Source organism: Pseudoalteromonas sp. APC 3250 (genome assembly GCF_030407915.1).
Lineage (GTDB): Bacteria > Pseudomonadota > Gammaproteobacteria > Enterobacterales > Alteromonadaceae > Pseudoalteromonas > Pseudoalteromonas tetraodonis.
The window spans coordinates 129,547-156,171 of record NZ_JASDCM010000001.1 but is presented as its reverse complement, the minus strand read 5'-3'; the positions used below and the strand labels follow the sequence as shown (position 1 = coordinate 156,171).

Genomic DNA, 26,625 nt, shown 5'->3' with positions numbered 1-26,625 from the left:
GAAGATGAAATATTATACCCGTTAGTACTATTAAGAACAGCTCTGCAATTCAGCGGAGAAAATTTTACATTACAACCCTCAAGTATTTCGATGCCACAGAGCCGATCGTTAAAGCAAATTCTTCATAATGATGAAATAAACGTAGCTTGGACCATGACCTCTAAACAGCGTGAGCAACAATTACTACCCGTTAGAGTGCCTATATTTAAGGGGTTATATGGGTGGCGTGTTTTGGTAACTACACAGGATAAAGTGAATACCTTATTAAACATCAATACCCTTAGCGACTTTAAAAGCATACACTTTATTCAAGGGCATGATTGGCCTGACACACAAATACTGCAGGATAACGGCTTAACTGTATCGACATCAATCGAATATAGTTCGTTATTTAATATGTTGATAAAAGGCCGAGGTGATGTATTTCCTCGATCTGTATTAGAGGTTGAAACTGAGCTCAATACCTTTAAAGATGAAGCCGGTGCTAACCTCACGATAGTGCCACACTTATTGTTGCAATACCCAAGTGCAATCTACTTCTTTTTTAGTAAAGAAAAGCCCGAAATAGCGCAAGCGGTTGAGAAAGGCTTAGCTATTATGCGTAAAAACGGTGAGTTTGATCGTTTGTTTAAGGCTTATCATCGCAGTGCGATTGAGCATGCAGATATAAAAAATAAAATTATCATTAAATTAAAAAACAATCAGTTACCCGCATTAACACCCCTTAATGATGCATCACTTTGGTTTTCAGAAAAAGACATTTAAAACGCCATGACACAAAAAATATTTATTATTGGTTTACCACGCACTGGGACGACTAGCGTATGTAATGCATTTCTAGATTTTGGTATACCTACTGCCCATACTGCTTACACTAACGCTTGTTTTGAAAATGCTGTGGCTATCGCAGACACACCTGTATTTAACGATTATCAAACATTAGATAAATATTACCCAGGTTCTAAATTTGTATATTTAAAGCGAGAACTTAGCGCGTGGCTGCCTTCAATCAAACAGCTTTTACTGCGTATGCATACTAATTTAACGCGTGCTGATGGGGGCTTTAACATTCATTTAAAGCGTTGTTACTTAAATACGTTTAGTGATTTTTCACTCGAAAACATTAATCAGGATGAATATTTAACTAATTGTTATAACACTCATTTTAATAGTGCTAATGCTTATTTTGCTGACCGGCCTAATGATTTTTTAGCCATTGATATAGCAAACCCTGAGAGTTTTAATAAGCTATGTGAGTTTTTAAATATTACCAGCAGCTTAGCTGGCTTTGAAAAAATGAACATGGGCGGTAAAGTCACTGCATGGAATGATATAAAGCACCCATTAAAAATTGAGTCGACGGCGAAAGGGCGAATTGATAAGTTTTTGCCTTATGAAAGTTAAATTTAAATCGCGATCAAAGATTTTTATTTTTAAATACGCTAAAATCCACGCATTATTTTATAAGTTGTATCCCTATGTTTGAATTAAAATACCACACGCCATTTGAATGGACCGAAGTTGTTTTAGCTGACTTCGAAACCTTCTTACAAGACCACGCTGCTGCTGAGAAAAAAGCATCTGGCATGGCTATGTCAATGCTTTCACATTATCCGGATAAGCGTAAATTAGTTAAAGCCATGACTGACTTAGCTCTTGAAGAGTTAATTCATTTTAAACAAGTGCTTAAACTATTAATTGAACGCGATACTAATTTGGGTGATGATAAAAAAGATCCATACATTAAACAAATTCGTGCACACTTTAGGCATGGTCGTGACGGTTTTTTAATGGACAGACTATTAGTAGGTGGGGTAATTGAGGCGAGGGGACATGAACGTTTTTCTTTAGTTGCCGAGGCACTACCTGAAGGAAAAGAAAAAGATTTTTATGTCGCAATTGCTAAATCAGAAGAAAAACATAAAAATTTATTTGTGGAACTCGCCTACGAATACTTTGATAAGCAAGAAGTTGACGAACGCTTAGACGAGTTACTAACAATAGAAGCCGAAATTTGTAAAAACATTCCTTTTACAGCGGCTCTTCATTAAAAATTACGGTATGTTGTTTTAAAAGCAAAAGCAACATACCACTTTTCAATTTATAACTGCTCCCTTCATACTAATTAAACAATCAAATAAACCCTAAGTAGATCAACTTTACTGCGCTTACTTTACACAGCCTACTCATAAACAGCTATTATGAATTATTAAAGTTTAGCTTATCGAAGGATGTGAACAGATGCAGCCAATTAAACACATTGCCGTATTAACCTCAGGGGGCGATGCGCCTGGGATGAACACCGCATTATTTGCCATAGTAAAAACCGCTCAACAACACGGAATAAAAGTGTCGGGCGTTCGAAAAGGGTTTGAGGGTTTAATTGATAATGATTTAGTGACACTTGATTGCAAAAACCTACAACAAACCATGCACTTAGGTGGTACTGTGTTAAAAACAGCGCGTAGTGAAAGATTTAGAGGTGATGCCGGTAGAAATCAAGCACTAGCCACAATTGAACATAATAATATTGACGCTTTAATTGTGATAGGTGGAGATGGCTCATTTAGAGGGTGTTTATGGTTATCACAAATTACTGACATACCGTATATAGGCATTCCAGGCACTATTGATAATGATATTGCGGGTACAGATTACACCTTAGGGTTTGATACGGCAGTAAACACATCAATGCAATGTATTGATAATATTAGAGATACTGCAGAATCACATAATAGGGTGTTTGTTATTGAAGTAATGGGACGTGATTCTGGTTATATTGGCACTTATGCCGGTTTAACCTCTGGCGCCGATTCGATATTAATACCTGAAAGTGATGAAGACATAACTTATTTAGTGGATAAAATTAGCGATTATCACAGTGAGCATGCTTTTATTGTGGTGGTATCTGAAGGTGATGAAATTGGCGTTGAACATATATGTGAGAAAATAAGTGCCGTTAATCCCAGTATAGATTTGCGCGTAACAAAGCTAGGGCACTTACAACGCGGCGGTAATCCATCTGCAGCGGATCGTATGTTAGCAATAAGATTAGGCGTACACAGTGTTAAGGCTTTATGTGCTGGAGAAAGCGCTAAAATGGTGGGTATTTTAAATAACAAAGTATCAAATACTCCTATGCAAGATGTTGTAAAACAACATGTTATAAATGAAGAGCTGCAAGGGCTGTTATCTGTATTTTGCCGCTAACAATGAATTAAAGAGGAATAATGACTAATGCGAGATAATAAAAACTCTAAAATAACGATTATTAAAGGTATTACAATAAGTTTTTTATTTGCCGGTTCAACAGTCGTATTGGCCAAAGATGATTGTGCAGATTTAACGGGGTGTGCGAAAAAAGCCTGTGAAGTTAACCACCAGTTATTAACTGCAAAACGCCAAGGTAATTCACACCAAGCTGCAGGTCTTAATAAAGCACTCAATAATATAAACGAATACTGCACCCAGGATGGATTAAAAGCAGAGTTACAACAAAAAATACATGATACCAATAGCGAAATTGAAGAATATAAAACGATCTTAAAAAAGCTAAGCGCCAAGGTAAGCATGACAAAGTTGAAAAGTATCAGCAAAAGCTAAACGACGAAACTAAACAGCTTAAGCAATTAATTGATGAGCTAAATAGTTTGATTAATTAAAATGTCATTACAGCGTTTTTATATTTAATAAAGTAGAGCATATTACTATAAAAATAATGTGCGAATAAAAGGGCTAAAATACCATGTTTATAAGTGACGTAATTGCCGATAGTTAGTTTGCTTAAGTACATATATATGCTATTTAACATAATATAAATTATAGGTAGTAATATATCTATACATAAGCAGCGCTCTATTTTAAAAGCTTTAAGTCCGCTAAGTCCAATACTAGACGGTATCGGACATTGTGTGACTTTAAACAACTATTATGGTTATTCATAGTTATCACCTTGAGGTTCCTTAATGCTTAGCTTAATATTAAAGCACAAGCCGTAAAAAATATTGAAGTATTCATATGGAATTTGTACGCCCACTCGAACCAATTTTAATTATTGATGATGTTAAACAGATCCGCGCTGATTTAAGCCAAGTATTAGCCGGTTTAGGTTTTGATGACATTATTGAGTGCGATAATTTTAATTGTGCTAAACCTCTGCTTATTGAAAAATCACCCAACGTTATATTCTTAGATGTTGATTTACCTGATTCTGAAAGCATTGAAATTTTAGAGTCGATTAACAACGAACACCCTCATGCACATGTTGTTATGTGTTCAGGCCACAATAGCTTTGAAACAGTGCAAAATACCTGGGAGCTAGGCGCAAAAGAATTTATAGCTAAGCCCTTTAACGCGCAAAAAGTTGATGCGGTAATGAAACGTTTAGAACTCATAGATTAAAGGAAATTATGCAGCACATTGTTACGACAATAATTGATGACCTATCTACCGTTATATTTGGTAAACAACAACAAATAAAATTAGCGTTAGCCTGTTTATTTAGTGAAGGCCATTTACTAATTGAAGACTTACCCGGCATGGGAAAAACCACTTTGTCGCATGCATTAGCTGCAGTACTGGGGTTATCGTATCAGCGTATACAATTTACCAGCGATTTATTGCCCGCTGATATTATTGGCACCAATATATTTAATAATAATGAACATAGTTTTTCATTTCATAAAGGCCCAATTTTCAGCCAAGTGGTGCTCGCTGATGAAATAAATCGCGCGGGTCCTAAAACACAAAGTGCTTTATTGGAGGCGATGGAAGAACATCAAGTAACAGTAGATGGAGACAAGTACCCGCTCCCTACTCCATTTTTTGTAATTGCGACTCAAAATCCATTATATCAGGCAGGTACATACCCGTTACCAGAATCACAACTAGATCGTTTTTTAATGCGAATTAGTTTAGGATTTCCACCTAAAGATGCAGAAAAACGGTTACTGTTAAATAATCAAAAACGTGACTATTCTCAGTTACCGCAGCGAATTGAACAACATCAACTTATGCAAATTCAAGATGCTATATCAAATATCACGCTAAGTTCGCCAGTGGTTGATTATATAATTGAGTTAGTGACTTATACTCGTGAGTCTCAAACATTAACGACTTCGCTTTCCCCAAGAGCCAGTATGGCACTGGCTAAATCGGCCAAAGCGTGGGCTTATATTGAAGGCCGTGATTATGTACTACCCGAAGATGTACAGGCTGTTTTTTCAAGTGTGTGTCAGCATCGATTAGGTTTACATAGTGATGCGGGCGATACACAAATAGCGGCCATTTTAAAACATGTTTTAGTGCCCGTTTAGGTAAATGCGTATTTATAAATTTAAGCGCCCTACTTTTATTCACGATATAAAAAGCGCGATTTTAACTGCCTTATTAAAAAATAAGCACAAAAAAAATAGCATCACCTTAAAACATAATACTATTTATGTTTTACCATCCACGCTTGGCGTTTACTTTAGCGTTGTTGCATCATTAAATTTTGTAATGGGGATTAATTATCAAAATAATTTAATTCTGTTTATGGCTTATTTAATGTTTGTGATTATAATTTTTGCATTGTTATTGGGCTACAGTAATGCCAGAGGTTTAACTGTCAGCTTTAAATACGCCATTGACAGTTTTGCGCCTCAGGCACCACAGCTAGTTTGGCAAATAGAAGCAGCTGATCCTTGTCAATCAATTACATTAAGTTACCCCAATGATTTAAAAAATGCATGTTACATTACGCGCGTTAAAAATGAAGCAATAAAATCTCAATTATCATTACCTTATACCAAGCGAGGCTGTTATCAGTTAAAGCCAATAAAAATTGCCAGTAATTACCCCTTTGGTTTAGTCAGTGTGTGGAGTTATATACAACCTAATAAAGTGGTGTATGTTTATCCGTCAATTATTAAAACAACAAATCAAAAACACCAAAACCTAGTTGCAAATAATACCGATGAAGGCACTGAAAAACATAAAGGTGACGATGAATTTGAAAGTTTAATTACTCATTTGCCAGAAATGGGGTTACAGCGAATATCATGGAAGCACTATGCAAAAACACAGCAATTACTTGTAAAACAATTTAGTGATTTTAAATCAGCCGATGCACAATTCGATTTTAACTTAGTCACGGGCGATACCGAACAGCGTTTAGGGCAACTCTGTTTTTTAGTTTGCCAAGCATTTGAAAGCGACATTAATTATTCTTTAAAACTTCCCAATAATTTAATCGCCAGCAATTCAGGCAAGCTGCATCATCAGCGCTGTTTACAAGCGTTAAGCTTAGTCGGTAATGATAATGAATAAGATTAAAAACCATCGTGTTATTAACTTTGCTCTATCGTTTATTTACTTAGGGCTAGTCAGTTTTTTTACAGAGCACTTACCCCTGCCCTTTATTGCAATGCTTAGCGTGTTATGTGGCTGGAATGTTTATTTAACAGTTAAGCAAAAGCAAAAACCCAACGCGTGGTTTGCTAATGGATTGGCCGCCATTGCATTAATTATTATGCTAAGCAGCATAGGCTTTAAAGATACCGTCGTATTGTTTGTAGCCATGCTGTTATTGTCGTGTGTTTTTAAATTATTGCAGGCAAAATCAAAACAGCATTACCAATTGATCATTACCCTTACGTTCTTTTCACTCTCAGCGGTATATTTGTTTAGCCAAACCATTTTTACTACCTTAGTTATAAGCACCTTCTATATTTTAAACTTTGCGGTGCTAGGGTTATTAGAGTCTAGTCATAGCTTAAAACTCTCTTCAAAACTAAGTGCTAAAATTATGCTACTGGCTTTTCCTTTAGCCGTAATACTTTTATTATTTTTACCTAAACTTCCGGCATTTTGGCAACTACCCGGTCCAAAAATGGCACAAACAGGATTATCTGAACAAGTCGATCCGTTTGATATAGCAAAGTTATCAAATTCTGATGAACTGGTATTTAGAGCAAAATTTAATGGTACACCACCCCCTACGCCCTATTATTGGCGCGCTATTGTACATGATGAATTTGATGGTGCAGCGTGGAAAACATCCTCCTTTTTAAAGCAAGCGTTGATATTACCCGCTAAAAAAAGCACGAGTGAAAATGAGGCTCAGTATACGGTTATAGCTGAGCCTGCTATTTCAGATTGGCTATATGGGCTTGGTTTTTCAAGCAGTGAAAGCCCCAATGTTATTGCCAATACTTTAGGTTTATTACGAAAACAACAATATAAATCCAAGGTTTTACAATATGCAGTTAATAGTGAACCGTTATCTAGTACATCGCTTAATAAGTCCCAACAGCGGTTTTATAGCCAATTAACTGTTAGTAATAATCAAAAATCTCAGCAGTTAGCGCAACAATTAAAAAATAATAGCGCCAATGCCGATGAATTTTTTAATCGACTTTTAAGCTATTTTTCAAAAAATGAATTTAGCTATACACTTACACCCACACCCATGCGCAGCGAAAATACGCTCGATCAGTTTATGTTTGATAATAAACGCGGTTTTTGCGGGCATTATGCCAGTGCCGCCGCATTTATTTTTAGAAGTGCAGGTATTCCTGCGCGTGTTGTCAGTGGCTATTTAGGAGGCGAGCTAAATAAAAACAGTGATTATATGACTATTCGTCAATACGATGCGCATGCCTGGGTTGAAGTATATACCGGTGCCGGTTGGAAAGTATTTGATACCACAGCGGTTGTCGCACCCGAGCGGTTAAACGGCTCCTTGTCACAAAGTACCACCCTTAATGACGAATTTAAAAATAATATTAGCTTTGGACTTGTTAGTTTAAGTAACTATGCCGCCATTAATTGGCTTAGACTTGAATTAGAAAACTTAGATTATCAATGGTCTAGTTGGGTACTTGGGTTTGATAAAGACAAGCAACAAGATTTATTTGCTACCTTATTTGGTAATAAGTTTATTTGGCTGGTGCCACTTGGGGCTATTATTATTTTAATTTTGAGTTTTACGGCTTACTTTATTTATTTAAACAGACCTAAAGCCTCAACAAAGCAACCGCCACTGGTAAGTGAATTTTATGAAATTATTCGTTGGGCTAATAAACACGCGATTAGCTATCCTGAAAATGCCACGCCAACCCAAACTTTAGAACACATTAGCAATCAAGCGCCCCATGCAGAGCAACAAATAACCGCTTTTTGTGAGTTATTTAAGCAAGTGCGCTATGCAAGGCATCCATTTACTAAAGAACGTAAAAATCAGGCTAAAGATCTGATAAAATTAATTAAATCTACAAAACAGAGAAATCTATGAACGCAGTTATTATCGGCGTTATTTTAATGCTGGGACTCACTTTAGTCCGTGTAAATGTGATTGTTGCAATGACAATAAGTGCGCTTGTTGCCGGATTAACCGCAGGCATGGGCTTAAAAGAAAGTATTGATGCATTTAATTCTGGCTTATCATCAGGCGCCGAAATTGCTTTAAGCTATGCGATGTTAGGTGCATTTGCCGTCGCTATCTCTAAGTCAGGCTTAACGCGTATTTTGGCCGCTAAGTTACTCGCTAAAGTAAATGCACAAACGGGCTCTAGTGAAACCATATTAAGCTACTTTATTCTGTTTATTATTTTGATTTGTGCTATTTCTTCACAAAATTTAGTCCCTGTTCATATTGCGTTTATTCCTATTCTAATTCCGCCGTTATTAGTGGTGTTTAACAAATTGCGATTAGACAGACGCGCTATTGCTTGTATTTTAACCTTTGGTTTAGCCACCTCGTATATGGTACTCCCTTATGGGTTTGGTGGAATTTATTTATACTCTATATTACATAAAAACCTAGTGGATAATGGCCTTGAAATAGTCAATACCAGCGTACCTTTGGCAATGATTATTCCTGCTATTGGCATGTTCGTGGGGTTGTTAATTGCGCTGTTTATTACTTATAGAAAACGCCGAGAATATACAAATACCGCCCTTACCGTTGAGAGTAAACAAACAGAAATTGATAACCCCAAAAAAGTAATGATGGTTGGTTTATTTGCTGTTGTTGCGTCGTTAATTGCTCAAAATGCCAGTGGCTCTATGATATTAGGCGGCCTAGTTGGCGTAGTTATATTTAGTGTATTTGGTGTGGTTAAGTGGGAAGAAAACGGCGACGTATTTAGTAAAGGCGTGGCAATGATGGCCATGATTGGTTTTATTATGATCTCAGCACAAGGTTTTGCCGCGGTCATGAAAGAAACCGGACACGTAGCCAGCTTAGTTCACAGTAGCGCCGCAATTTTTGATGGTAATAAGCCGATGGCTGCGGCTGTAATTTTATTAGTTGGCTTATTTATAACGATGGGAATTGGCAGCTCGTTTTCAACGGTGCCTATTATTGCCACCTTATTTGTTCCTTTATGTTTAGAGCTAAACTTTTCGGTTATGGCAACCGCTGCACTTGTTGGTACTGCTGGCGCATTAGGTGATGCTGGCTCCCCTGCCTCCGACTCCACATTAGGGCCAACTTCCGGCCTTAATGCTGATGGTCAGCACGACCATATTTGGGATTCAGTGGTACCAACCTTCATTCACTTTAATATACCGCTATTGGTATTCGGCTGGATAGCCGCCATGGTACTTTAATTTTTTAAAAGGTGTGCTTTGTGCACGCCTTTTTATTTTGAAATTTACACCCTCCTTTTTTACTTATTATCTCAAACAAACATTAATGCTAAGTTTTAAACATTAAAAAATAAAGTATGATGTGTTCTTAATGGGTTTTAATATAAGCACCTAGTTTGATGCTTATATTAATTTACTATTTTGCGTTATAACTCAAAGCCATGTAGCATTTTATCGCATACTACCGGTGTTGGTCTGTGGTTATCATCCACGGCAACAAAAGTAAAACTACCCGTAATAGCAGAATGCTTATTATCTTTGTGCATGGTTTCTAGGAATATTTCAACATCTACCTTTAGGCTTGTATTCCCTACATGCGACACTTTTGAGATTAATTCGGCAAATGAACCTGCCGGAATAGCCTCTTTAAAATCTACCCTATCAGATGAAATAGTCACTAATGGCTTACGGCAAAAACGGGTAGCTGCTATAAAAGCAACCTCATCCATCCACGCTAATGCATCACCACCAAATAGCGTATTGTGGTGATTAGTACGCCCAGGAAATACCGCTTTTGTTACCGATGTGGTCGAATCTTTTATACGTTGCGCAATAATTGCTTCGCGCTCTACTTGAGTCATAATCTCTACTTTTTGTTTGCTAATGTGTCTTGCATCAATAATGCAGGGTCAAGGCGTTCACCTTGCCAATTAAATCGCCAATCTAAATGCGGGCCAGTTACACGTCCCGTAGCACCTATTTCAGCCACTTTCATACCTTGTGTAATTTTATCCCCCACTTTTACATCTAGCTTGCTTAGATGAATGTAAGTCGAGGTAACACCGTGGCCATGATCTAAAATTAAAGTACCACCTGAGTAATATAAATCTGGTTCAGCAAATACCACGGTACCGCTGATCGGCGCATACACAGGAGAGCCTGTTTTATTTGCTATGTCTAAACCAAAGTGTGGTCTGCGTGGTTCACCATTAAAGTAACGCTGGCTTCCATAAACACCTGAAATACGGCCCTCGGCAGGCCTAAGCACAGGCTGTAAAAAGTACTCTAGGTCAGAGTCAACAGCGCGCGCTTTTCTTACCGCGACCGCTTCACGGCTAATACGTTCACTGACCGCTTTTGGTGGCGATACATATTTTTTTGCAACACCGGTTATTTTATCGATGTTGTAGTCACGAAGAGTTATAACTAAATCTTGGCTGTGGTTTTTTCCACTTTTATCAACCCATGATAAAGTGTGGTTTGGTTTTGCATCACGACCAAAACCAAATACAAATAAGCCAGTATCAGATAGCTTTAATGGCTTACCATTTAAACTAACTGATTTTGCGTTATTTAATTGCCCTGTAACCAAGCCGCCTTGAGTTAAATGCCCTTTTAGTTCAACTGCCAAAGCACTAAAACTAAATGATGCAATTAACGCTGACACTAATAAGGATTTAAGCATAACTAATTGACCCCTTACCAACGCCTTCATAAGCAGTAATTTTTACGTCTTTTTCTGGATGCTGCAGTTTTACTTGGCCGGCAATATACTCAGCAATACATTCTACTGTGGTATCTATGGGTAAAATGTCGCAACGCGATTCGCTAATTGCCATTTCAAAATAACCTTGCGCGGCTGCATATGCAAAACACACGTCATCCTCTTTGGCGATAATATGCTTTAATTCAGAGGCGCTGATTTGATCTTCGCTGGTAGCTAAGTAAATATCTTGCCATTTATCAGCCCACTGTTTTTGTAAACGAGGCATAGAGATACCACCTAAACTGATCCCTATTTGTGAACGATGGCCATGAATAATGCGCTGGCAATTACCATCATGCTTTTTAAGGCCATGGCTGTAGTGGTAGTAAAAACTTTGGTTGTGCTCAGGCTTTAATACCAGTTCAATTTTTTCAATATTATCAGGAAGCTGTGGCAGTATTGTGGCAATTAAATACTCTGTGACCGACTCAATGGTTATCTTATCGGTATCTATCAGGCAAAAAGCTTGATGAGGCGCACTCATTGCAAGGTGCTTATTCTCACCAAATGTACAATCTAATGTTTTATGATCAGCAAATTCATTAATGCTACCGTGTATGTTATTTGGAACAGCTAAACGGTGATCAATACACTCATCAATAATGCCTTTTATTTGCTTTTTAACTAAGCCAAAGTCTAAAACCATAGACTCTTCATTTAGTTTGCCATGTAAAGTCAAATCAACAATCCAACTTTCGCCAACTGCACCGCGTTTATTGCATAAGTAAGAAAAATCAATCACAGTGAGTGAGTTAACAAAAAGGGTCATAAATTTCCTTTAAACTGATTAAAAGTCAGCCCTAATTATAATGATTTCTGTTAGTAATTGCGCGGTTTAATCATACTAAAATCAGTTGCATTGTCTGATTGGCTATATTTAAACCATTTTTTAACTGCTCCGAGTTGTTTAGCGTACAAGTGTACGCTAAAGTACGGGGCAATTTCTAAGCAAAGATAAAGTGTTATGGAACCTAAAAATAGCTATACAAAAGAAGATTTGATCCTTTGTGGTCAAGGTGAAATGTTTGGTGAAGGAAATTGTCGTTTACCAAGTGACAACATGTTAATGATGGATCGTATCATCTCTATCACCGATGATGGTGGTGAGCACGGTAAAGGCCAAATTATTGCTGAGCTAGATATTGACCCTAGCCTTTGGTTTTTTGACTGCCACTTTAAAGGCGACCCTGTAATGCCGGGTTGTTTAGGCTTAGATGCAATGTGGCAACTGGTTGGGTTTTTCTTAGGCTGGTCTGGTGGTCCAGGTCTTGGTCGTGCACTCGGTGTAGGTGAAGTTAAATTTACCGGTCAAATATTGCCAACAGCTAAAAAAGTAACCTACCGTCTAGACATGAAACGCGTTATTAAGCGTAAATTGTTTATGGGTATGGCTGATGGAACCGTAGAAGTAGACGGCCGCGTTATATACGAAGCAAAAGATTTAAAAGTGGGCTTATTCCAAGACACTAGCGCATTTTAATTTTAACGCACGCAACAAAAAAGCCTCTAACTAGAGGCTTTTTTGCTTAAATTCGTTGTGAGTTTATGTTTTATACATATTGCGATTTTCTATTGCCTCGCGCCAACCACCAAGCCACTCAGACTTAGGATCAACTTGTTGATAAGGGCAGTGCTCTTTTGAGCGACCAGCTAAACCAGCTTTAAAACCTTGAGAATGAGCTCTTTCTAAACGATCTCTTTTCTGTCTCTTCATCGGTAAAATCCTCACCTTTATATTTATATTTTTGTAGCATTAAATTCATCTACATTTAATAAATAGCCAACAAAAATGTTAAATTCAAACACAAAATACAATTAATTTGTTTGACTTTAACTAAGCTGCTGATGCAATGATAAATTAATTTAAAAATAATTTTATTGATCAACTTTAACCAATTTAACTTTATTAAAATGTTCCGGTACATCGGTTCAAAACACATAAGTGTCATATTTGTGACTAACAATATACCCTTAAGTTCCCAATTAATTTGTAATCAAAAAATGAACGTCAGAGCTGTTTTAAAAACATTCCAAATAAAAGCTTGATTAATTAAAACCGATCGGTCTAATATGAAGCATGAACAAAACACCAGCAGTTGCAACTAGGCGTGGCCGCCCACCCAAAATAGCCAGAGACAGTGCCGATACAAAAGCGCTGCTCATTCGTGTGGGCTTAGAAACCTTAACTGAGTTTGGCTTTAGTGCCACCGGGCTCGATACCATATTAAAAAAAGCAAAAGTACCAAAAGGGTCTTTTTATCATTACTTTAAAAGTAAAGAAGCCTATGGCTTGGCTCTTGTTGATGCCTACGACGATTTTTTTATAAATAAACTTAAATTTTACCTAGAGCAATCTGAAGTCCCCGCACTTGAGCGCATTGTTAATTTCACACAAAGCGCAATTGCTGGAATGCAAAAATATGATTACAAACGCGGGTGCTTGGTGGGTAACTTAAATCAAGAGCTTAATCATTTAAGTGACGACTTTAAAACCCGTTTAATGCAAAGCTACATCGCTTGGCAACAACAATTAAAACGATGTTTAGATTTAGCCCAGCAGCAACAAACTATTAATCCACACATTAATACCGAACAAATGAGTGAATATTTTTGGGTGGGTTGGGAAGGCGCAGTAATGCGAGCTAAACTAACCCAATCAAGTAAGCCACTTACTTTATACACAGAAATGTTTTTACGCGCATTACTCAGTTAATGCATTTTTTATTACTAATTTAAAGACGATCGGTCTAAAAGGAAATCTAATGAGCAATTCTATTAAAGCTATTGTTATAGATAAGCAAGACGACAACTACACTGCAGCCCTAAGCACCATAAACAGTGACGATCTGCCAAACGAAAATGTATTAATTGATGTGCTTTACAGTACCTTAAATTATAAAGATGGCTTAGCCATCACGGGTAAAGGCCCTGTTGTACGTAGCTTTCCTATGGTGCCGGGGATTGATTTAGTGGGTACAGTGACTAGCAGCGACAGTGCTGAATTTAAAAGTGGCGGCAACGTTATTTTAAATGGTTTTGGTGTTGGCGAAAAACACTGGGGTGGCTTATCTCAAAAAGCGGCACTGAGCAGTGATTGGTTAATTCCCCTACCCGCTAACTTATCACCTAAACAAGCTATGCAAATTGGTACTGCCGGTTATACGGCAATGCTCAGTGTTATTGCACTAGAAAAGCAAGGCGTTACTCCCGAGTCAGGTGAAATTTTAGTGACCGGTGCTAATGGTGGCGTAGGCAGTTTTGCTATTTATTTACTAAGCCAGCTAGGTTATCAAGTCACCGCTGCAACAGGTCGTATGGAGCAAGCAGACTATTTAAAATCATTAGGAGCAACTAATGTAATTGATAGAAATGAGTTTTCTAACCCTGGTAAACCTTTGCAAAAAGAACGCTTTGCTGCAGCTATTGATTCTGTAGGTAGTCACACACTTGCAAATATTTGTGCATCACTTAAATATGGGGGGGTTGTTACTGCTTGCGGGCTTGCTCAAGGTATGGACTTACCGGCCTCGGTTGCACCATTTATTTTACGTGGGGTTTCATTAATGGGCATTGATAGCGTTATGCGCCCTAAAGCGGATCGTGTTGAAGCATGGGATCGTTTAGCTTCATTAGTTAATGCCGATTACTTGGATAAAATTTCAACTGAAATAAATCTTGATCAAGTCATTGAAAGCGCCGAGCAACTAATGCAGGGCCAAATTCGTGGTCGTGTAGTGGTTAATTGTCAAAGTTAAGCATTTTTGCTACTAAACTCTCGTTATTAAATTTATAATGTTCGCTGATTTTTTAATAACGAGAGAACACCTATGAGCAACCAAGAACTTTTCAGTAATAACCCACTGCAAGGCGTTAAATTAGAGCAAGTGGTTGAAGAACTGGTTGAGCAATATGGGTGGGAACTCCTGCATGCCTACTTACAACTTAACTGCTTTAAAAATAACCCTGACATTAAATCTGCAGTTAAATTTTTGCGTAAAACCGAGTGGGCACAACAAAAAGTAGATAATTTCTATTTGTACCGCCTTAAAAACTTACCTCGCCCAGATGACGTACAATACGAACTGCCTCCACGCGACCGCATTATTCCTGAAGGCGATAAACCAGGTGAGCCTTGCGAGTTAAGCTTTTCTGATGCAAAACGTATTCAAGAAAAAAAAGCAGCAAAACAACGTGCGCGTACCCGTAAGCAGCGTTCAAATTCAAGTAACCCGTGGGGTAACTAATACGTATTTTAGGCAAGAGTTAACAATAAACGTTAGCTCTTGCGTTACTGCAAACTGTAGTCATTAATAACCGCGGTATTTCCAAAAGTCGTCTTCAGTTTTAGTTTTTTCATTAATAAGATTAAATGTTTTATCCGCAATGACTTTCCCCGCTAAAGATAAGGTCATACGCCAGACACCTATTTTATCCTCAATAGGCACCCATACCGTATCGCCTAAATAAAACGACCAGTCGTTGTCTTTAACATATACAGTACCCTCAAAAGGCAGCATCACTTCGCCATTGGTATCTATAATACCTGGGTGGTAAATACAAAAATGTAGTTTTTCGCCTTTGGCTTTTTTAATATTAACTATCAGACCAAATTCTACATCAAGTTCTGCTTTGACTTGCGTAGTGAATTGAGTGATTTGCGGTAGTGATTTACTGTCTTTGTCCCAGTGACTATATATGCCGAAACTTTGTAATGTAATTTGTGGTTTAGATTTTGCCATTGAACTTTCTATTTTTGTACTTTCAATTTTTAAACCACCAGCTTAAGCGAGCGGTTTATTAATTAAGTAGTTGCTTTGGATTTTTAGGGTAATAATTGCTTGGTTGTTGTTCACATAAACCAAACTCACGAGTGTTTTTATAAGGTAACTTCATAAAGCCAGCCACCCCCACGTCGGTAATATTTACCGCGTATTGCATAAGCTTATTTAGTAAACGTTTAAATTCTACTTCTTTGCTGGCATCAAGTAATCTGTAGTAATGATGAATTTTCATTCTATCTGGCAGCGCTTCAAAAATAATACAGCCGGTATGATGTATCTGGTTTAGCTCAAATACACATTTAATCACTTTTTTAGGCAGTTGCAGTTGCTCATCGGGGTCTTTACCATCTTCAAAATATGAATGCGGACGGGTTACATCGCTGGCTTTTACATTAACCACTTCATAATCAAGCTCAGGTAACTGGTTAAATTTAAACGCGCCAGTCCCATCACGTTCTAACTGAATTGTTTTGCGGGCATCAAATAAACAGCACTTAAATAAGCCTTTTTGGCTAATAGCCTGGGCTAACATTACTGTGTTGTTTACTGCATCGGTGAATGCGGATGCGAGGGTCTCGTCATGCATGATGAGTGACGATTCAACATACAAAGATTCATCTTTCCAATGAAAGCTGAGCCCTCCTACTACAGGATATTTAGCTAGACGGCTAATAGAAGCTAAAAACGCTTTTTCAGTATCCCCAGTATCAAATAAAAATTCTTTATAATACCTATCTAACTGAGCATCGTTTACATCGAGTAGTTGTTGTTTATGATCAGCTTGGCGTAAAAACTGTTTTCTAGAGCTATAAACTACGGTTTCGGGTTCGGGGTCTTGGCTAAACCAAAACGGAATTGCCGCTTTAGTTTCTGTTTTTGGTAGTTGTGGTAAATACGCTTTTGCCATGGTTTCTATGTTACGCATAAAATAGTCACCCGCTTTGTCCCTTACACTTCGCTCTTTTGAAAGCATGCCATCAATAACGTTTGCCAGCTCCTTAGGTAACATTAAACTACTGGCCGGTATAGCCTGAGCACCAAATCGGCAAGACTGCGCTGAGGCAAGTGCATATAGCGTTGATGCAACCCCCTGCTCATCAAAACGAGGGGATGACTTTTCACCCGACATTTGCGCATCACCTATAAAATAAACATCACCCATTCGTGCGTTAGTGGTACTTAAATCGCCGGACATTAAATCCATAAAATTACTGGCAATTGGGTTCCCTTGTTCATCTACTTGGGCATATACCGAACTCCCCCAGTCAACCAATGAAAGCTGCTTTTCATTTTCATCCCACACCAAGTTAGAGGGTTTAATATCACCATGTACAATAGGCTGCGGGCTTAAACCATTTTTATGACGACGTAAATCAAGCAACACATTTCTTAATTTAACCGCTAAGCTCATTATTTTGGCGGCCGGTAAGCGCCCTTGCTTTAGTGATACTTTTTCAAGGTCTTCACCAATGGCGCGCGCCATCATCAAAATACCTTGTTTTTTTATTCGCTCAAAGCCATAAAATGTTGGCACTAAGGGATTTTTGATTTGCGAAAGCATATACGCTTCATCTTCAAGACGATCACGTACACTTTGCGCGAGCGTAATTCTAGAAAACTTAAACACCCAAGGCAGGCCATGTTCATCATCCCCTGCAAATACAAACCCAAATGCCCCTGAGCCAATCATTTCTACCTTTTTATACCCAAGCAAAGTGAGCTGTTTAATACAAATATTAAGCCATTGGCGGTGTTTTTTTGCATCACGGTGTGACAGCAAATAAACCGACTGTTCTTCGTTGATATAAAAATTGCGAATTTCTTTAGCTTTCAATGCGGGTTCTCTAGGTTAGTTGTTAAAAGCGCAGTGTTACCTTTATATTTGATAGTAACGCGAGCATTGTGTTAATTAAACCTTTAAGCATCACAATATGTTTATCAAGCCGTTATGTCATGATATTTAGTCATGATTTAGACATATATCGCTGTTATTTGCTATTTCGCCGTATCCTACTTAACCACAGCATCGTAAATAGGGTAAAACACACCTTTATATTATTCTTAGGTTAAAAAATGAAACGTATTATAAAAGCCTCTTCAATCGCGCTTGCTCTGAGTATGTGCATGAATGCCCAAGCCGCAGACTTTAATTTTTCTTCAAAAGTGAACAGCGATGCAAATACGCTGGTTGTATTTTATAGCCAAGATGGAAATAACAGCCAATTTAAAGCGCTCGACAAGCAGTTCGATGGCCAATTGAAACGCGTTATTGATATAGAAAATTTTACCGGCGATTACGCTAAAGTGGCACAACTTGTTGCGCCAAGTAAAAGTAACTACAGCCGCGTTTTAGTCGTAGGTACTGGTAATACAAGCGAGTTTGATAAAGCAAAAGCAGCTAAGTTAGGCGGTAATATTCACGCTCAACTAGTTAAAGCCAAAGTAGGCACTGCAAGCGTTGTATTTGAAGATGTAACCGGTGTAAGTGACAATGCATTACTTGCTGCTAACTTTGCCCATGGTGCAAACTTACGCGATCATCGTTTTGAAAACTATAAAAAAGAACCAAACACTGAAACAGTTAGCTACACATTTGATGTTGATAACACCAAGCAAACTCGCAAGCTTTACACCCAATTAGAAAGCATTCAAGCCGGTGTGTTTTTAGCCCGCGATTTAACCTCTGAAGTCGCTACCGAAATGACACCTGTTGATTTTGCTAATGCGGCAAAAGAATTATCATCTTTGGGCGTAACCATCAAAGTATTGGAGCCTAAAGAAATAAAAGAACTGGGTATGGGTGCATTAGAAGCTGTTGGCCGAGGTAGCCAGCAAGGTGCCCGTTTAGTGGTTGCCCATTATAAAGGGTCTGACGATGCCCCTATTGCCCTTGTTGGTAAAGGCATTACATTTGACTCAGGTGGTTACAGTATTAAAACCGGTGCATCTATTGCACGTATGAAGTCAGACATGGCCGGTGCTGCTGCAGTGCTTGGTACAGTTAAAGCAATGGCGTTAGCTAAAGCTGACAAAAACGTTGTAGCCGTTATGGGTATGGCTGCGAATATGGTATCGCAGTTCGCTGTAGCTCCTGGTGATGTTGTTCGCACCGCTGAGGGCTTAAGTGTTGAAATTTTAAATACCGACGCCGAAGGCCGCTTAGTATTAAGTGATGCTATGTGGTATGCACGTGAGCACTACAAACCAGAAATTATGATTGATGTTGCAACACTCACCGGTTCAAAAATCCGTGCTGTCGGCAATGAATACGCGGCAGTGTTCTCAGATGACGATACGCTAGTATCTCAACTAACGGTAGCCGGTAAACAAGTAAACGAAAACCTATGGCGCCTACCTTTAGGGTATAAAGATATGTTGGAGTCTGACATAGCTGATTTAACAAATGTGGGGTCAGGTGGCCCAGGCGCAACCACTGCTGCCACTTTCTTAGAGCATTTTGCTGGCGATACCCGTTGGGTGCATATCGATATTGCAGGTAATGCCTTAGTGAAAAAAGGTAAAGATGAGCTTTCACCAGGGGGAACGGGGTTTGGTGTTCGCTTATTAAGCGAATGGTTATTAGCTAACTAATTGTTTATTAATACTAATAAAAGCGCCAAAGTAGGTTTACTACTTTGGCGCTTTTTGTACGAAAACAGTTTTATAGAGCTCAATACATCACTATTAATAAATCCTTAAAAGTGTGTTTATTATTTGATTTTGTTTGATTTATAGTCAAAGATAGAAGGAACAATTAGTAACGAGGTCAAAGGAATGAAAATAACCTACCTGTTCTACAGCATTTTTTATTTAAGCATTTGTTTTCTTTTCTATTTTGAACAGCTCTCCACCACTGCTACAGCAATTATAGTGCTGTTATCTGCAATTTTTTATATAAAACCAGCAAAATCTGAAACAGCAAATGACAATTCGTCACTAGGTGCCGTGCAGTCGTTCAATAACAAAATTGCACAAAACATTACCAAAGCCACCTCAAAAAATGCCATAGGCGCAGCTGAAGTGTCATTTTATGTTGATAGCTTATCTAAAGAAATAGACGCTTGTTATAACGAGAGTGAAACTGTCGGGCTTGCCACACACGAGCTTTCACAAAATAGTACTGAACTCAGTGACAGCATGACCACTATTAATCAAGCAATGGTACAAACAGCGCAAGCCTCAAGCTCTGCCGATAGCCGCTTACAAACGGCCACCAGCCAAATTGATTCGTTATCAGGCTCTATAGATAAAGTGGCCCAGCAATTAGATTTATTATTAAAAAGTGCCAGTGATATACAAAGCATTACCCAAGTTATTCAAAACATTGCAGAGCAAACCAATCTACTTGCTTTAAATGCAGCCATAGAGGCCGCTCGTGCAGGTGAGCAAGGTCGTGGTTTTGCGGTTGTTGCCGACGAAGTGCGTAACCTTGCAAATAAAACCAATGAAGCAACCAAACAAATTGCAGACATGCTCACAGACATTAACGCCAACAGTATAAAAACCAATGAAGATATGAAGCAGGTTTCACAGCAAAGTATTTCTGTAAAATCAGAGCTAGAAAACGTGACTCAATCCTTTTTAACGATTAACCAAGATATTGGTGCCTCATCTACCGCGCTTGATAGTATGCATCAGTCTGTTTCGGCATTTCAGCATGCAACCACCCAAATAAATAGCTCAGTCACTAGCATCAGTAGTTTATTGGGCGAAGTTACTAAAAAAGGCAGTACAATTTCTCAGCAAGCGTCTTCTTTATCGCTGGGATCAGAATCAATATTTAGAGAGCTTGAAAACATAGAGTATGACGCATTCTTTAAACCAATCCTGATGTCGGCTAAACACGCCAGTAAAGCAATTGGCGAATGTTTTGAGGGTTGGATCCAAAGCGGAAAAATAACCCAGCAACAACTTTTTTCGCAAAACTATAAACCCATCGAGAATACTAATCCAACCAAGTACACAACCGATTACGATAAACTTACAGATCAATCACTGCCGGCTATTCAAGAACCAATACTGGAAAATAAAGACATTATTTTTGCAGGTGCCGTTGATACAAAGGGCTACTTTCCTACTCATAACAAACGCTATAGCCAAGCCCTAACCGGTAACTTTGAAAAAGATTTAGTAAACAACCGTACTAAACGTATTTTTAATGACCCGACAGGAATTCGCTGTGGTAGCCACACCGAAAGCTTTTTATTACAAACCTATAAACGTGATACCGGTGAAATACTGCATGACCTCTCGGTGCCAATTTATGTAAACGGTAAACATTGGGGCGGGTTTAGAATTGGGTTTAAGAGTACACATCATTAATTAATATAAAAAGGGAGACACATGGTCTCCCTTTTTATAGGTGATGTGTTTATTTTTTAGAAAACAGCATACGTTTAAAGGTGTTATCAGCCAAAATGTAATGATGAAATAATGCAGCCGCCGCATGTAAGCCTATTACGTAATAACCAACTTCGCCCGCTGTTTCGTGTATTTCTTTAATGGTTTTACCCAGCTCTTTGTTTTCACTTACCAATGGAGGCAGCTCTAAACCAAAAAATGGCACAGGTTTACCTGCCATACTTAATATTAACCAACCCGCAATTGGCATAGCAAACATAAACACATACAGCGCAAGGTGTACAAATTTAGCTAACTTATCTTGCCATTTTACAGGCTCAGGTTGTATAGCAGGTGCTGCACCACCCACTACACGCGCAACTACCCTCACGCTTACTAAAACTAAAACCGATAAACCCAACATAAAGTGCCACATTTTAAAGGCATCACGGGTTTCAGTGCCTTTATCAAATAATTCGCGAAGTTCAATACTACCGTACACAGTCACAATTAAAATAAACATCAACCAATGCAAAGCAACAGAGAGTGTATTGTAATGAGTATCTGTATTTTTAAAATTCATAATACCTCCTAATAAACGCATTAAAGTTAAAAGCTCACTTATGCATATGAGTACATGTATACAGGCTAACCTTTAATCACTCACAGTTTAATGATCTGAAACATAGAATGAGTTAATAAGTCAGTTCAATAGTTTAATGATTCTGGAATTTAAGTATTAGTTATAATAACTGAGCAAGCTTAAAATAAACTTAAATAATAGGCATAAAAAAACGGCAACCTTAAGTTACCGTTTTTTAAATTATCACGCGTTTAAACATTAATAAACCGCAGAGTATTGAGTGCGAGTGGTTTTGACTAACCAACACTTGCAGCATTGGCTCTTTTGATGTCTGAAGTCAAGATTTACCCCCTTTTGTTTCGAGGGGGTGATAATTGTTTCTAAAACTGTGTCGGCGCACGAAACCGAGTAAACTGTTAGCAGTACCGCTTTAAATTATTGTTTACTAGCGTTTATTGTAGAAATGTTTGCTTATTGTCGGCAATACAAGCTTCCACTGATTTTGGATGGTTTTCTCTATCAATAACCCAACATTCTTTGTAAATAGAGCAATAACAAAGTTCTATACTTATTAAATCATCGGCTTTGACAAGAGCTTTTGCATTCTCTCCTTTGTAAGAAACTGGGGTAATGTTGCTTTGAGGTGACAATGTGCGATTGCTAAGGTGTGATTGTCTGATATTCTGAAATGCCTCTATTTCAATCCATTTTTTTATGTATTTAGAATCATCCTTCACTTTTGCATATTTTATCAATGCAGGGCCAGTTCCATTATTACTTACACCGTAACCAAATGAATCTTTGCTAAAACTTCTGAATATTTCCAACCTTGGCCAAACTGATGCTCTTGCATATTCACGATCAACATAGGCTGAATAAATTGACGTAAAAGCAGTAACTAACCCTATAAGAAGAGCAGATAAAGCAACTATCATCTCAGGGTTTTTATACCACTTATTATTATCTATTCTTTATTATTCCTTAACTAAAATGATGGCAAATACGAAGCCATTTAAAGCCTTAAACACCGATTTGGTGAGATAGCGTTTTTTTGAAACAAAAAAGACGATAGCTTTCACAAGTGATCTTCACCCGATAAAGTTGACACCGTCCACGTTTCAATTAACTGCCGATTCAAACTCAGCAGACAATTTATATCCTAAACTTGAATGCAATCGCTGTCTATTATAAAAATAGTCTAGATAACCCTTTAATTTTGACACCTCTTTATAAAAGAACTTCACCTTCGCCGGTTTACTGTAATTATTAAATGCTTTGGCTCTTAAACCGTTTTCTAGCATTAAGCAGGCAACACGCTTTTGGCTTATGTTCACACCTTCTTTTTTAGCGAATGAAATACGCGCGGGCTACCATAGGTTTGATAATTGACATTGAACACGTACTTTATTATCAACAACAAATTAGCATCTGACAGCGCTCTAACTAACATGATGAACTAACATGACACCCACTTTAATTTAACAAGCAAAAGCTAAGTTCTTATATTTATTTTATAGGTTAATAATTTATGCTTTACGACTACGTTACTTTCGTTTCATCTAGCAAATAAGCCATTATTACACTTGAATCTAAATTCCACGCATAAAAATAACTGCATGATGCAGTTTCAACTTTTCTACTGAGTAATTTATAGTTTATGCTAATAGCCTTTCACAATTACTTGTATTAGCTCGCCGTTTTCGATTCAAATTTTCACAATAACTTGCTTGTGAGGTCGGCCTGCCAACTGCGCCGTGAAATACGAGTGTAAATTGTGTAGTGAGTTTTAACCAGTTTTCAGGAGATATATTGAGTCTTTCCAGTAAAGGAAGTTGAGTGTTATCAATATGGCCGCGTTTATCCTTTCGCATTATTCTCCCTGTTAATTCAACTAATTCAAGATACGACTTAAGCTTAAACGGCAGCCCTTTTGGCATAATTTGACTCGGCATACCTGCAAAGCGAAGTAGTTGTTTTGGCTGCTTGCCTTCTTTTGCGTATATTAAGCGTTTTTGTAAACTGGTATGGTGAGACTCTTCTGGAGTGATAGCCATCTTAGCCCTAATAGGGTTTAAATCGACGTATGCAATACACGCGGCAAGCGCCGCTTATCAAGGAGTGCTTGTGATTTAAAGCGACCTTCCCATAAATTTATAGGGAATAAATTTGAATGCCGTTAGGCAGCCCGAAGGGTGAGCGCCATGGATGGCAGCGAATAAAACCTGCCAGTGCAGTTATCTTCTTTATTTGCTCTGCGCGCAATGTCTTCATTTAACGACCGCATAAACCAGCTAATACTTGATAAGCGCTCTCGGTATTCCTTTACTGTTTGATTAAAAAAGAAAAGTTCGGCTTTGCTTAGCTTTTCGCCTTGTATGTACTTTTGCGTAAGTACGGTGCCTTTGCACAGCTTGTGCCAGCGAATAACAATCGCTTTATCATTTAACCTATTAGCTTTCTTATCATCTACATACAACACTAAATGCGTGTACTTCAGGCATCCTGCCTTCCGCCCTCCGGGCCAGCTGCGCTGTTGTAAAATGTTCCAACATTTTGCTGGTTACTCATAACAGCATAAGCACATACGTCAATACAAAATACCTTGGTTAGTGCGAGTAACTTATCTTCAACCCACCCTTCTGCGATGCTCATACGATTGACCAATAAAATGGTCTTCACCGCACAAGAAAGCACGACGAACGCAACGTGAAATACAGTGATAATACTTTGTATCAACCAAGCTTACTTGACGCTTTCTTGCGATTGCCATAAGACACCCAGCTTTTTTCACACTGATTAAAGCCTAGTACTTAGTTCGCCAAACTGCAAAAATTAGAGTGGGTGTCAGTTTATTTATTTACTCAACGCCGCAAACACTGGCGGCGTGCTGGCGCATTTTTTGCGCCTTTGGTTTTTAGCAAAAAATGCGACAGCTTTAGCCCTCCGCGTGATTTGCCTTGTTAAGTTGCTCCATCAGTGAGCCAATTACTAAATAATCTAACTCCTAATGATCCCAACACTGCTAAACCAAATAACGAAGCAATATGTTCTGTAGGGTTAATACCAACGCTAACTAACGAAATAGCATTACCAAGTGCTATTACAATTAAAATACAGCCAACACCCGCCCAACTAGATTTCGTATTTGAGAAAAATCTAGTTAATGCTATTAGTACAAGTGCAATTACGTCAATCCAAAGTGCCCATTCTAAAACTACATCTTTCAAAACTTCCAATTTTACTACTCCATATGTGTGTGCAACTTAACAGTTTTGTCTACGACATTTGTCGCTTTATAAACCAACAAATGTCCATATATTACAATGCATTTATCTTAACCATCTAATAAACACCTGTAAATAATTAGTTAACTTTAAGTTTTTTTCTTTAATTTAGAAATACACCAAAATGGTGGAGATCAGTAATATTGGACAAGACGATAAACACTGTCCATATATACAGTTGCTTTTTTTACTAAAGATTCATGTCATGAAATCACCTTTTTTAACTATGATAGCCGAACAAATGTATCTAAAGCGTTATGCTAAAAGTACCGTTAAAGCTTATTTATACTGGATAGCTTCGTTTATTCGTTTTAACTCTATGAGGCACCCTACAACGATGTGAGATAATGAGGTCGAACTTTTTTAAATCATTTAGTCAACCAACAAAATGTTGCTTCTAATACTCAATCACAAGCCTTAAATGCGTTTAACTTTTTATTTAAAGAAGTGATTAAAAAGCCACTCTCATTATCATTAGGTTTTATTAAGGGTAAACGAGCAACTAAACTACCGGTAGTTTTAACGCAACAAGAAATAAACAATTTTTTAAAGTGTGCTCTGCGAAGCATTATTTACCCTGTGGATTACTTTATGGCAGTGGTATGCGATTAATGGAGGTACTACGTTTACGGATACATCAGCCCTTTTTCAAAATTATAAATGTCCGACTTAAAACAAAAAAAGCACAACCGAAAAGGCTGTGCTTTTTAATCAACTAACACTCATACGTTTATAAACATTAGTTTACAAACGAATACCGCCGTCTATCTCTACTACACGGCCAGTAAAAAAGTCGTTTTCGATAATATACTGTGCGGTATGGGCTATTTCAGCGGTTTCACCTAAGCGCCCTACGGGCGTTACAGCAAGCATGCGTTGTTTTGCTTCGGGCTTCATTACATCGGTCATTGCGGTGCTAATAACACCTGGGGCAATGGCGCCAACGCGAATACCAAAACGGCCAAGCTCTTTAGCCCATGTAGTGGTTAGTGCCACAACACCGGCTTTTGAGGCAGCATAGTTAGTTTGGCCAATATTACCCGCACGCGCTACGCTCGACATATTTACAATTACGCCACCTTTGCCTGATTCAATCATGTGGCTTGCAGCTTCGCGCCCTGCTAAAAATACACCTGTTAGGTTAACGTCAATCACTGATTGAAATTGATCAAGCGACATCTTCTTTACCACTTTGCCGTCTTTGGCTTTTATAAACATGCCATCGCGTAAAATGCCGGCGTTATTAATTAATACCCCAATGTAACCAAAGTCACTGTTAATGGTATTAAATACGTCTTCAACTTCGCTCTCTACGGTTACATTAGCGCTGTAGCCTTTAATAGTGCCTGTTACGCCTGCTAATGCAGATAGCTGCTCGGTTGCTTCATTTAATTGGGCTTGCGCCATATCAATTAAGGCAATATTAGCGCCCATTAAGGCAAACTTTTGCGCCATTGCAAAACCTAAGCCTTGTGCGCCACCGGTAATAACTACGGTATTATTTTTTATTTCCACAAT

Annotated in this window: 26 protein-coding genes and 3 pseudogenes; 17 read left to right on the top strand and 12 right to left on the bottom strand. The window is 38.1% G+C overall.

Translation table 11 applies throughout. From position 1 onward, the window contains the following. The first annotated feature begins 90 nt into the window (after positions 1-90). The 10 genes from QL986_RS00700 (at position 91) to QL986_RS00655 (ending at position 9,594) form a co-directional block, all read left to right on the top strand. Complete coding sequence (locus QL986_RS00700) at positions 91-765, top strand: hypothetical protein (protein ID WP_290190981.1); 675 nt, start codon at positions 91-93, stop codon at positions 763-765. A gap of 6 nt (positions 766-771) precedes the next feature. Further along, a complete protein-coding gene (locus QL986_RS00695; protein ID WP_096040833.1) occupies positions 772-1,404 on the top strand; it encodes a sulfotransferase in 633 nt (210 codons plus the stop codon). Between the two features lie 74 nt (positions 1,405-1,478). Further along, the gene (locus QL986_RS00690) at positions 1,479-2,051 is read left to right on the top strand and encodes a tRNA-(ms[2]io[6]A)-hydroxylase (RefSeq protein ID WP_013464932.1); all 573 of its coding nucleotides are present in this window, start codon (positions 1,479-1,481) and stop codon (positions 2,049-2,051) included. Between the two features lie 190 nt (positions 2,052-2,241). Continuing rightward, positions 2,242-3,210 carry an ATP-dependent 6-phosphofructokinase gene (locus QL986_RS00685; protein ID WP_290190980.1) on the top strand — a complete coding sequence of 323 codons (969 nt, stop codon included), beginning with the start codon at positions 2,242-2,244 and terminating at the stop codon, positions 3,208-3,210. Positions 3,211-3,237: 27 nt separating this feature from the next. Next, positions 3,238-3,603: a DUF1090 domain-containing protein gene (locus QL986_RS00680; RefSeq protein WP_290190979.1), complete on the top strand. Its 366-nt coding sequence runs from the start codon at positions 3,238-3,240 to the stop codon at positions 3,601-3,603. Positions 3,604-4,017: 414 nt separating this feature from the next. Then, positions 4,018-4,401: a response regulator gene (locus tag QL986_RS00675; RefSeq protein WP_013464929.1), complete on the top strand. Its 384-nt coding sequence runs from the start codon at positions 4,018-4,020 to the stop codon at positions 4,399-4,401. 8 nt (positions 4,402-4,409) lie between these two features. Continuing rightward, positions 4,410-5,315, top strand: a complete 906-nt coding sequence (locus QL986_RS00670) for a MoxR family ATPase (protein WP_215521665.1) — start codon at positions 4,410-4,412, stop codon at positions 5,313-5,315. 232 nt (positions 5,316-5,547) lie between these two features. Continuing rightward, positions 5,548-6,309, top strand: a complete 762-nt coding sequence (locus QL986_RS00665; protein WP_290190978.1) for a DUF58 domain-containing protein — start codon at positions 5,548-5,550, stop codon at positions 6,307-6,309. Then, a complete protein-coding gene (locus QL986_RS00660) occupies positions 6,302-8,275 on the top strand; it encodes a DUF3488 and transglutaminase-like domain-containing protein (protein ID WP_290190977.1) in 1,974 nt (657 codons plus the stop codon). Before QL986_RS00665 ends, QL986_RS00660 begins: the two co-directional genes overlap by 8 nt. Continuing rightward, complete coding sequence (locus QL986_RS00655; protein WP_138764560.1) at positions 8,272-9,594, top strand: Na+/H+ antiporter family protein; 1,323 nt, start codon at positions 8,272-8,274, stop codon at positions 9,592-9,594. The genes QL986_RS00660 and QL986_RS00655 overlap by 4 nt, the downstream gene beginning before the upstream one ends. Before the next feature lie 185 nt (positions 9,595-9,779). Here QL986_RS00655 and QL986_RS00650 read toward each other — a convergent pair whose 3' ends face one another. The 3 genes from QL986_RS00650 to QL986_RS00640 are packed head-to-tail and all read right to left on the bottom strand — an operon-like array spanning position 9,780 to position 11,888. Then, positions 9,780-10,214, bottom strand: a complete 435-nt coding sequence (locus QL986_RS00650; RefSeq protein ID WP_008114650.1) for an acyl-CoA thioesterase — start codon at positions 10,212-10,214, stop codon at positions 9,780-9,782. 5 nt (positions 10,215-10,219) lie between these two features. Continuing rightward, positions 10,220-11,038, bottom strand: coding sequence for a M23 family metallopeptidase (locus QL986_RS00645; RefSeq protein WP_138764561.1), 819 nt, complete (start codon positions 11,036-11,038; stop codon positions 10,220-10,222). Then, positions 11,031-11,888, bottom strand: coding sequence for a 6-carboxytetrahydropterin synthase (locus tag QL986_RS00640; protein ID WP_290190976.1), 858 nt, complete (start codon positions 11,886-11,888; stop codon positions 11,031-11,033). The genes QL986_RS00645 and QL986_RS00640 overlap by 8 nt, the downstream gene beginning before the upstream one ends. Before the next feature lie 195 nt (positions 11,889-12,083). Here QL986_RS00640 and fabA point away from each other — a divergent pair, with 195 nt between their 5' ends. Then, positions 12,084-12,599 (top strand): bifunctional 3-hydroxydecanoyl-ACP dehydratase/trans-2-decenoyl-ACP isomerase, encoded by a 516-nt coding sequence (gene fabA / locus QL986_RS00635; protein ID WP_008114654.1) that lies wholly within the window; start codon positions 12,084-12,086, stop codon positions 12,597-12,599. Positions 12,600-12,662: 63 nt separating this feature from the next. Here fabA and rmf read toward each other — a convergent pair whose 3' ends face one another. After that, positions 12,663-12,833: a ribosome modulation factor gene (rmf, locus tag QL986_RS00630; protein WP_008114656.1), complete on the bottom strand. Its 171-nt coding sequence runs from the start codon at positions 12,831-12,833 to the stop codon at positions 12,663-12,665. Positions 12,834-13,196: 363 nt separating this feature from the next. Here rmf and QL986_RS00625 point away from each other — a divergent pair, with 363 nt between their 5' ends. From QL986_RS00625 to QL986_RS00615, 3 genes are all read left to right on the top strand, one after another. Further along, complete coding sequence (locus QL986_RS00625) at positions 13,197-13,832, top strand: TetR/AcrR family transcriptional regulator (RefSeq protein ID WP_016900341.1); 636 nt, start codon at positions 13,197-13,199, stop codon at positions 13,830-13,832. 49 nt (positions 13,833-13,881) lie between these two features. After that, positions 13,882-14,874: an MDR family oxidoreductase gene (locus QL986_RS00620; RefSeq protein WP_290190975.1), complete on the top strand. Its 993-nt coding sequence runs from the start codon at positions 13,882-13,884 to the stop codon at positions 14,872-14,874. A 72-nt stretch (positions 14,875-14,946) separates the two neighbouring features. After that, positions 14,947-15,363, top strand: a complete 417-nt coding sequence (locus QL986_RS00615; protein WP_008114664.1) for a VF530 family DNA-binding protein — start codon at positions 14,947-14,949, stop codon at positions 15,361-15,363. 63 nt (positions 15,364-15,426) lie between these two features. On the opposite strand, the gene QL986_RS00610 is transcribed toward QL986_RS00615, so the two are convergent. Then, the gene (locus QL986_RS00610; protein WP_024600966.1) at positions 15,427-15,858 is read right to left on the bottom strand and encodes a DUF3859 domain-containing protein; all 432 of its coding nucleotides are present in this window, start codon (positions 15,856-15,858) and stop codon (positions 15,427-15,429) included. Positions 15,859-15,916: 58 nt separating this feature from the next. Further along, positions 15,917-17,734, bottom strand: coding sequence for a phosphotransferase (locus QL986_RS00605; protein WP_290190974.1), 1,818 nt, complete (start codon positions 17,732-17,734; stop codon positions 15,917-15,919). A 239-nt stretch (positions 17,735-17,973) separates the two neighbouring features. Between QL986_RS00605 and QL986_RS00600 the strand changes: the two genes are divergently transcribed. Together QL986_RS00600 and QL986_RS00595 are read left to right on the top strand one after the other, a co-directional pair. Next, a complete protein-coding gene (locus QL986_RS00600; protein ID WP_024600968.1) occupies positions 17,974-19,491 on the top strand; it encodes a leucyl aminopeptidase in 1,518 nt (505 codons plus the stop codon). Positions 19,492-19,674: 183 nt separating this feature from the next. After that, on the top strand, positions 19,675-21,222 hold the full coding sequence (locus tag QL986_RS00595) for a methyl-accepting chemotaxis protein (RefSeq protein ID WP_290190973.1): 1,548 nt from the start codon (positions 19,675-19,677) through the stop codon (positions 21,220-21,222). Between the two features lie 49 nt (positions 21,223-21,271). Here the strand turns inward: QL986_RS00595 and QL986_RS00590 are convergent, their stop codons facing one another. The 5 genes and pseudogenes from QL986_RS00590 to QL986_RS00570 all read right to left on the bottom strand — a co-directional run bounded on the left by QL986_RS00590 (position 21,272) and on the right by QL986_RS00570 (position 25,059). Beyond that, the gene (locus QL986_RS00590; protein WP_290190972.1) at positions 21,272-21,823 is read right to left on the bottom strand and encodes a cytochrome b; all 552 of its coding nucleotides are present in this window, start codon (positions 21,821-21,823) and stop codon (positions 21,272-21,274) included. Between the two features lie 452 nt (positions 21,824-22,275). Beyond that, positions 22,276-22,758: a hypothetical protein gene (locus tag QL986_RS00585; RefSeq protein WP_290190971.1), complete on the bottom strand. Its 483-nt coding sequence runs from the start codon at positions 22,756-22,758 to the stop codon at positions 22,276-22,278. 183 nt (positions 22,759-22,941) lie between these two features. Then, positions 22,942-23,267: pseudogene (locus tag QL986_RS00580) on the bottom strand (IS3 family transposase); the annotation flags it as partial. Between the two features lie 211 nt (positions 23,268-23,478). Further along, positions 23,479-24,593 (bottom strand): annotated as a pseudogene (locus tag QL986_RS00575) (transposase). 190 nt (positions 24,594-24,783) lie between these two features. After that, entirely contained in the window at positions 24,784-25,059 is a 276-nt protein-coding gene (locus QL986_RS00570) for a hypothetical protein (RefSeq protein WP_013464909.1), read from the bottom strand. A 253-nt stretch (positions 25,060-25,312) separates the two neighbouring features. Between QL986_RS00570 and QL986_RS18850 the strand changes: the two are divergent. Then, positions 25,313-25,745: pseudogene (locus tag QL986_RS18850) on the top strand (phage integrase N-terminal SAM-like domain-containing protein); the annotation flags it as partial. 106 nt (positions 25,746-25,851) lie between these two features. Here QL986_RS18850 and QL986_RS00560 read toward each other — a convergent pair. Then, positions 25,852-26,622 carry an SDR family oxidoreductase gene (locus tag QL986_RS00560; protein WP_024600973.1) on the bottom strand — a complete coding sequence of 257 codons (771 nt, stop codon included), beginning with the start codon at positions 26,620-26,622 and terminating at the stop codon, positions 25,852-25,854. Positions 26,623-26,625 lie beyond the last annotated feature (3 nt).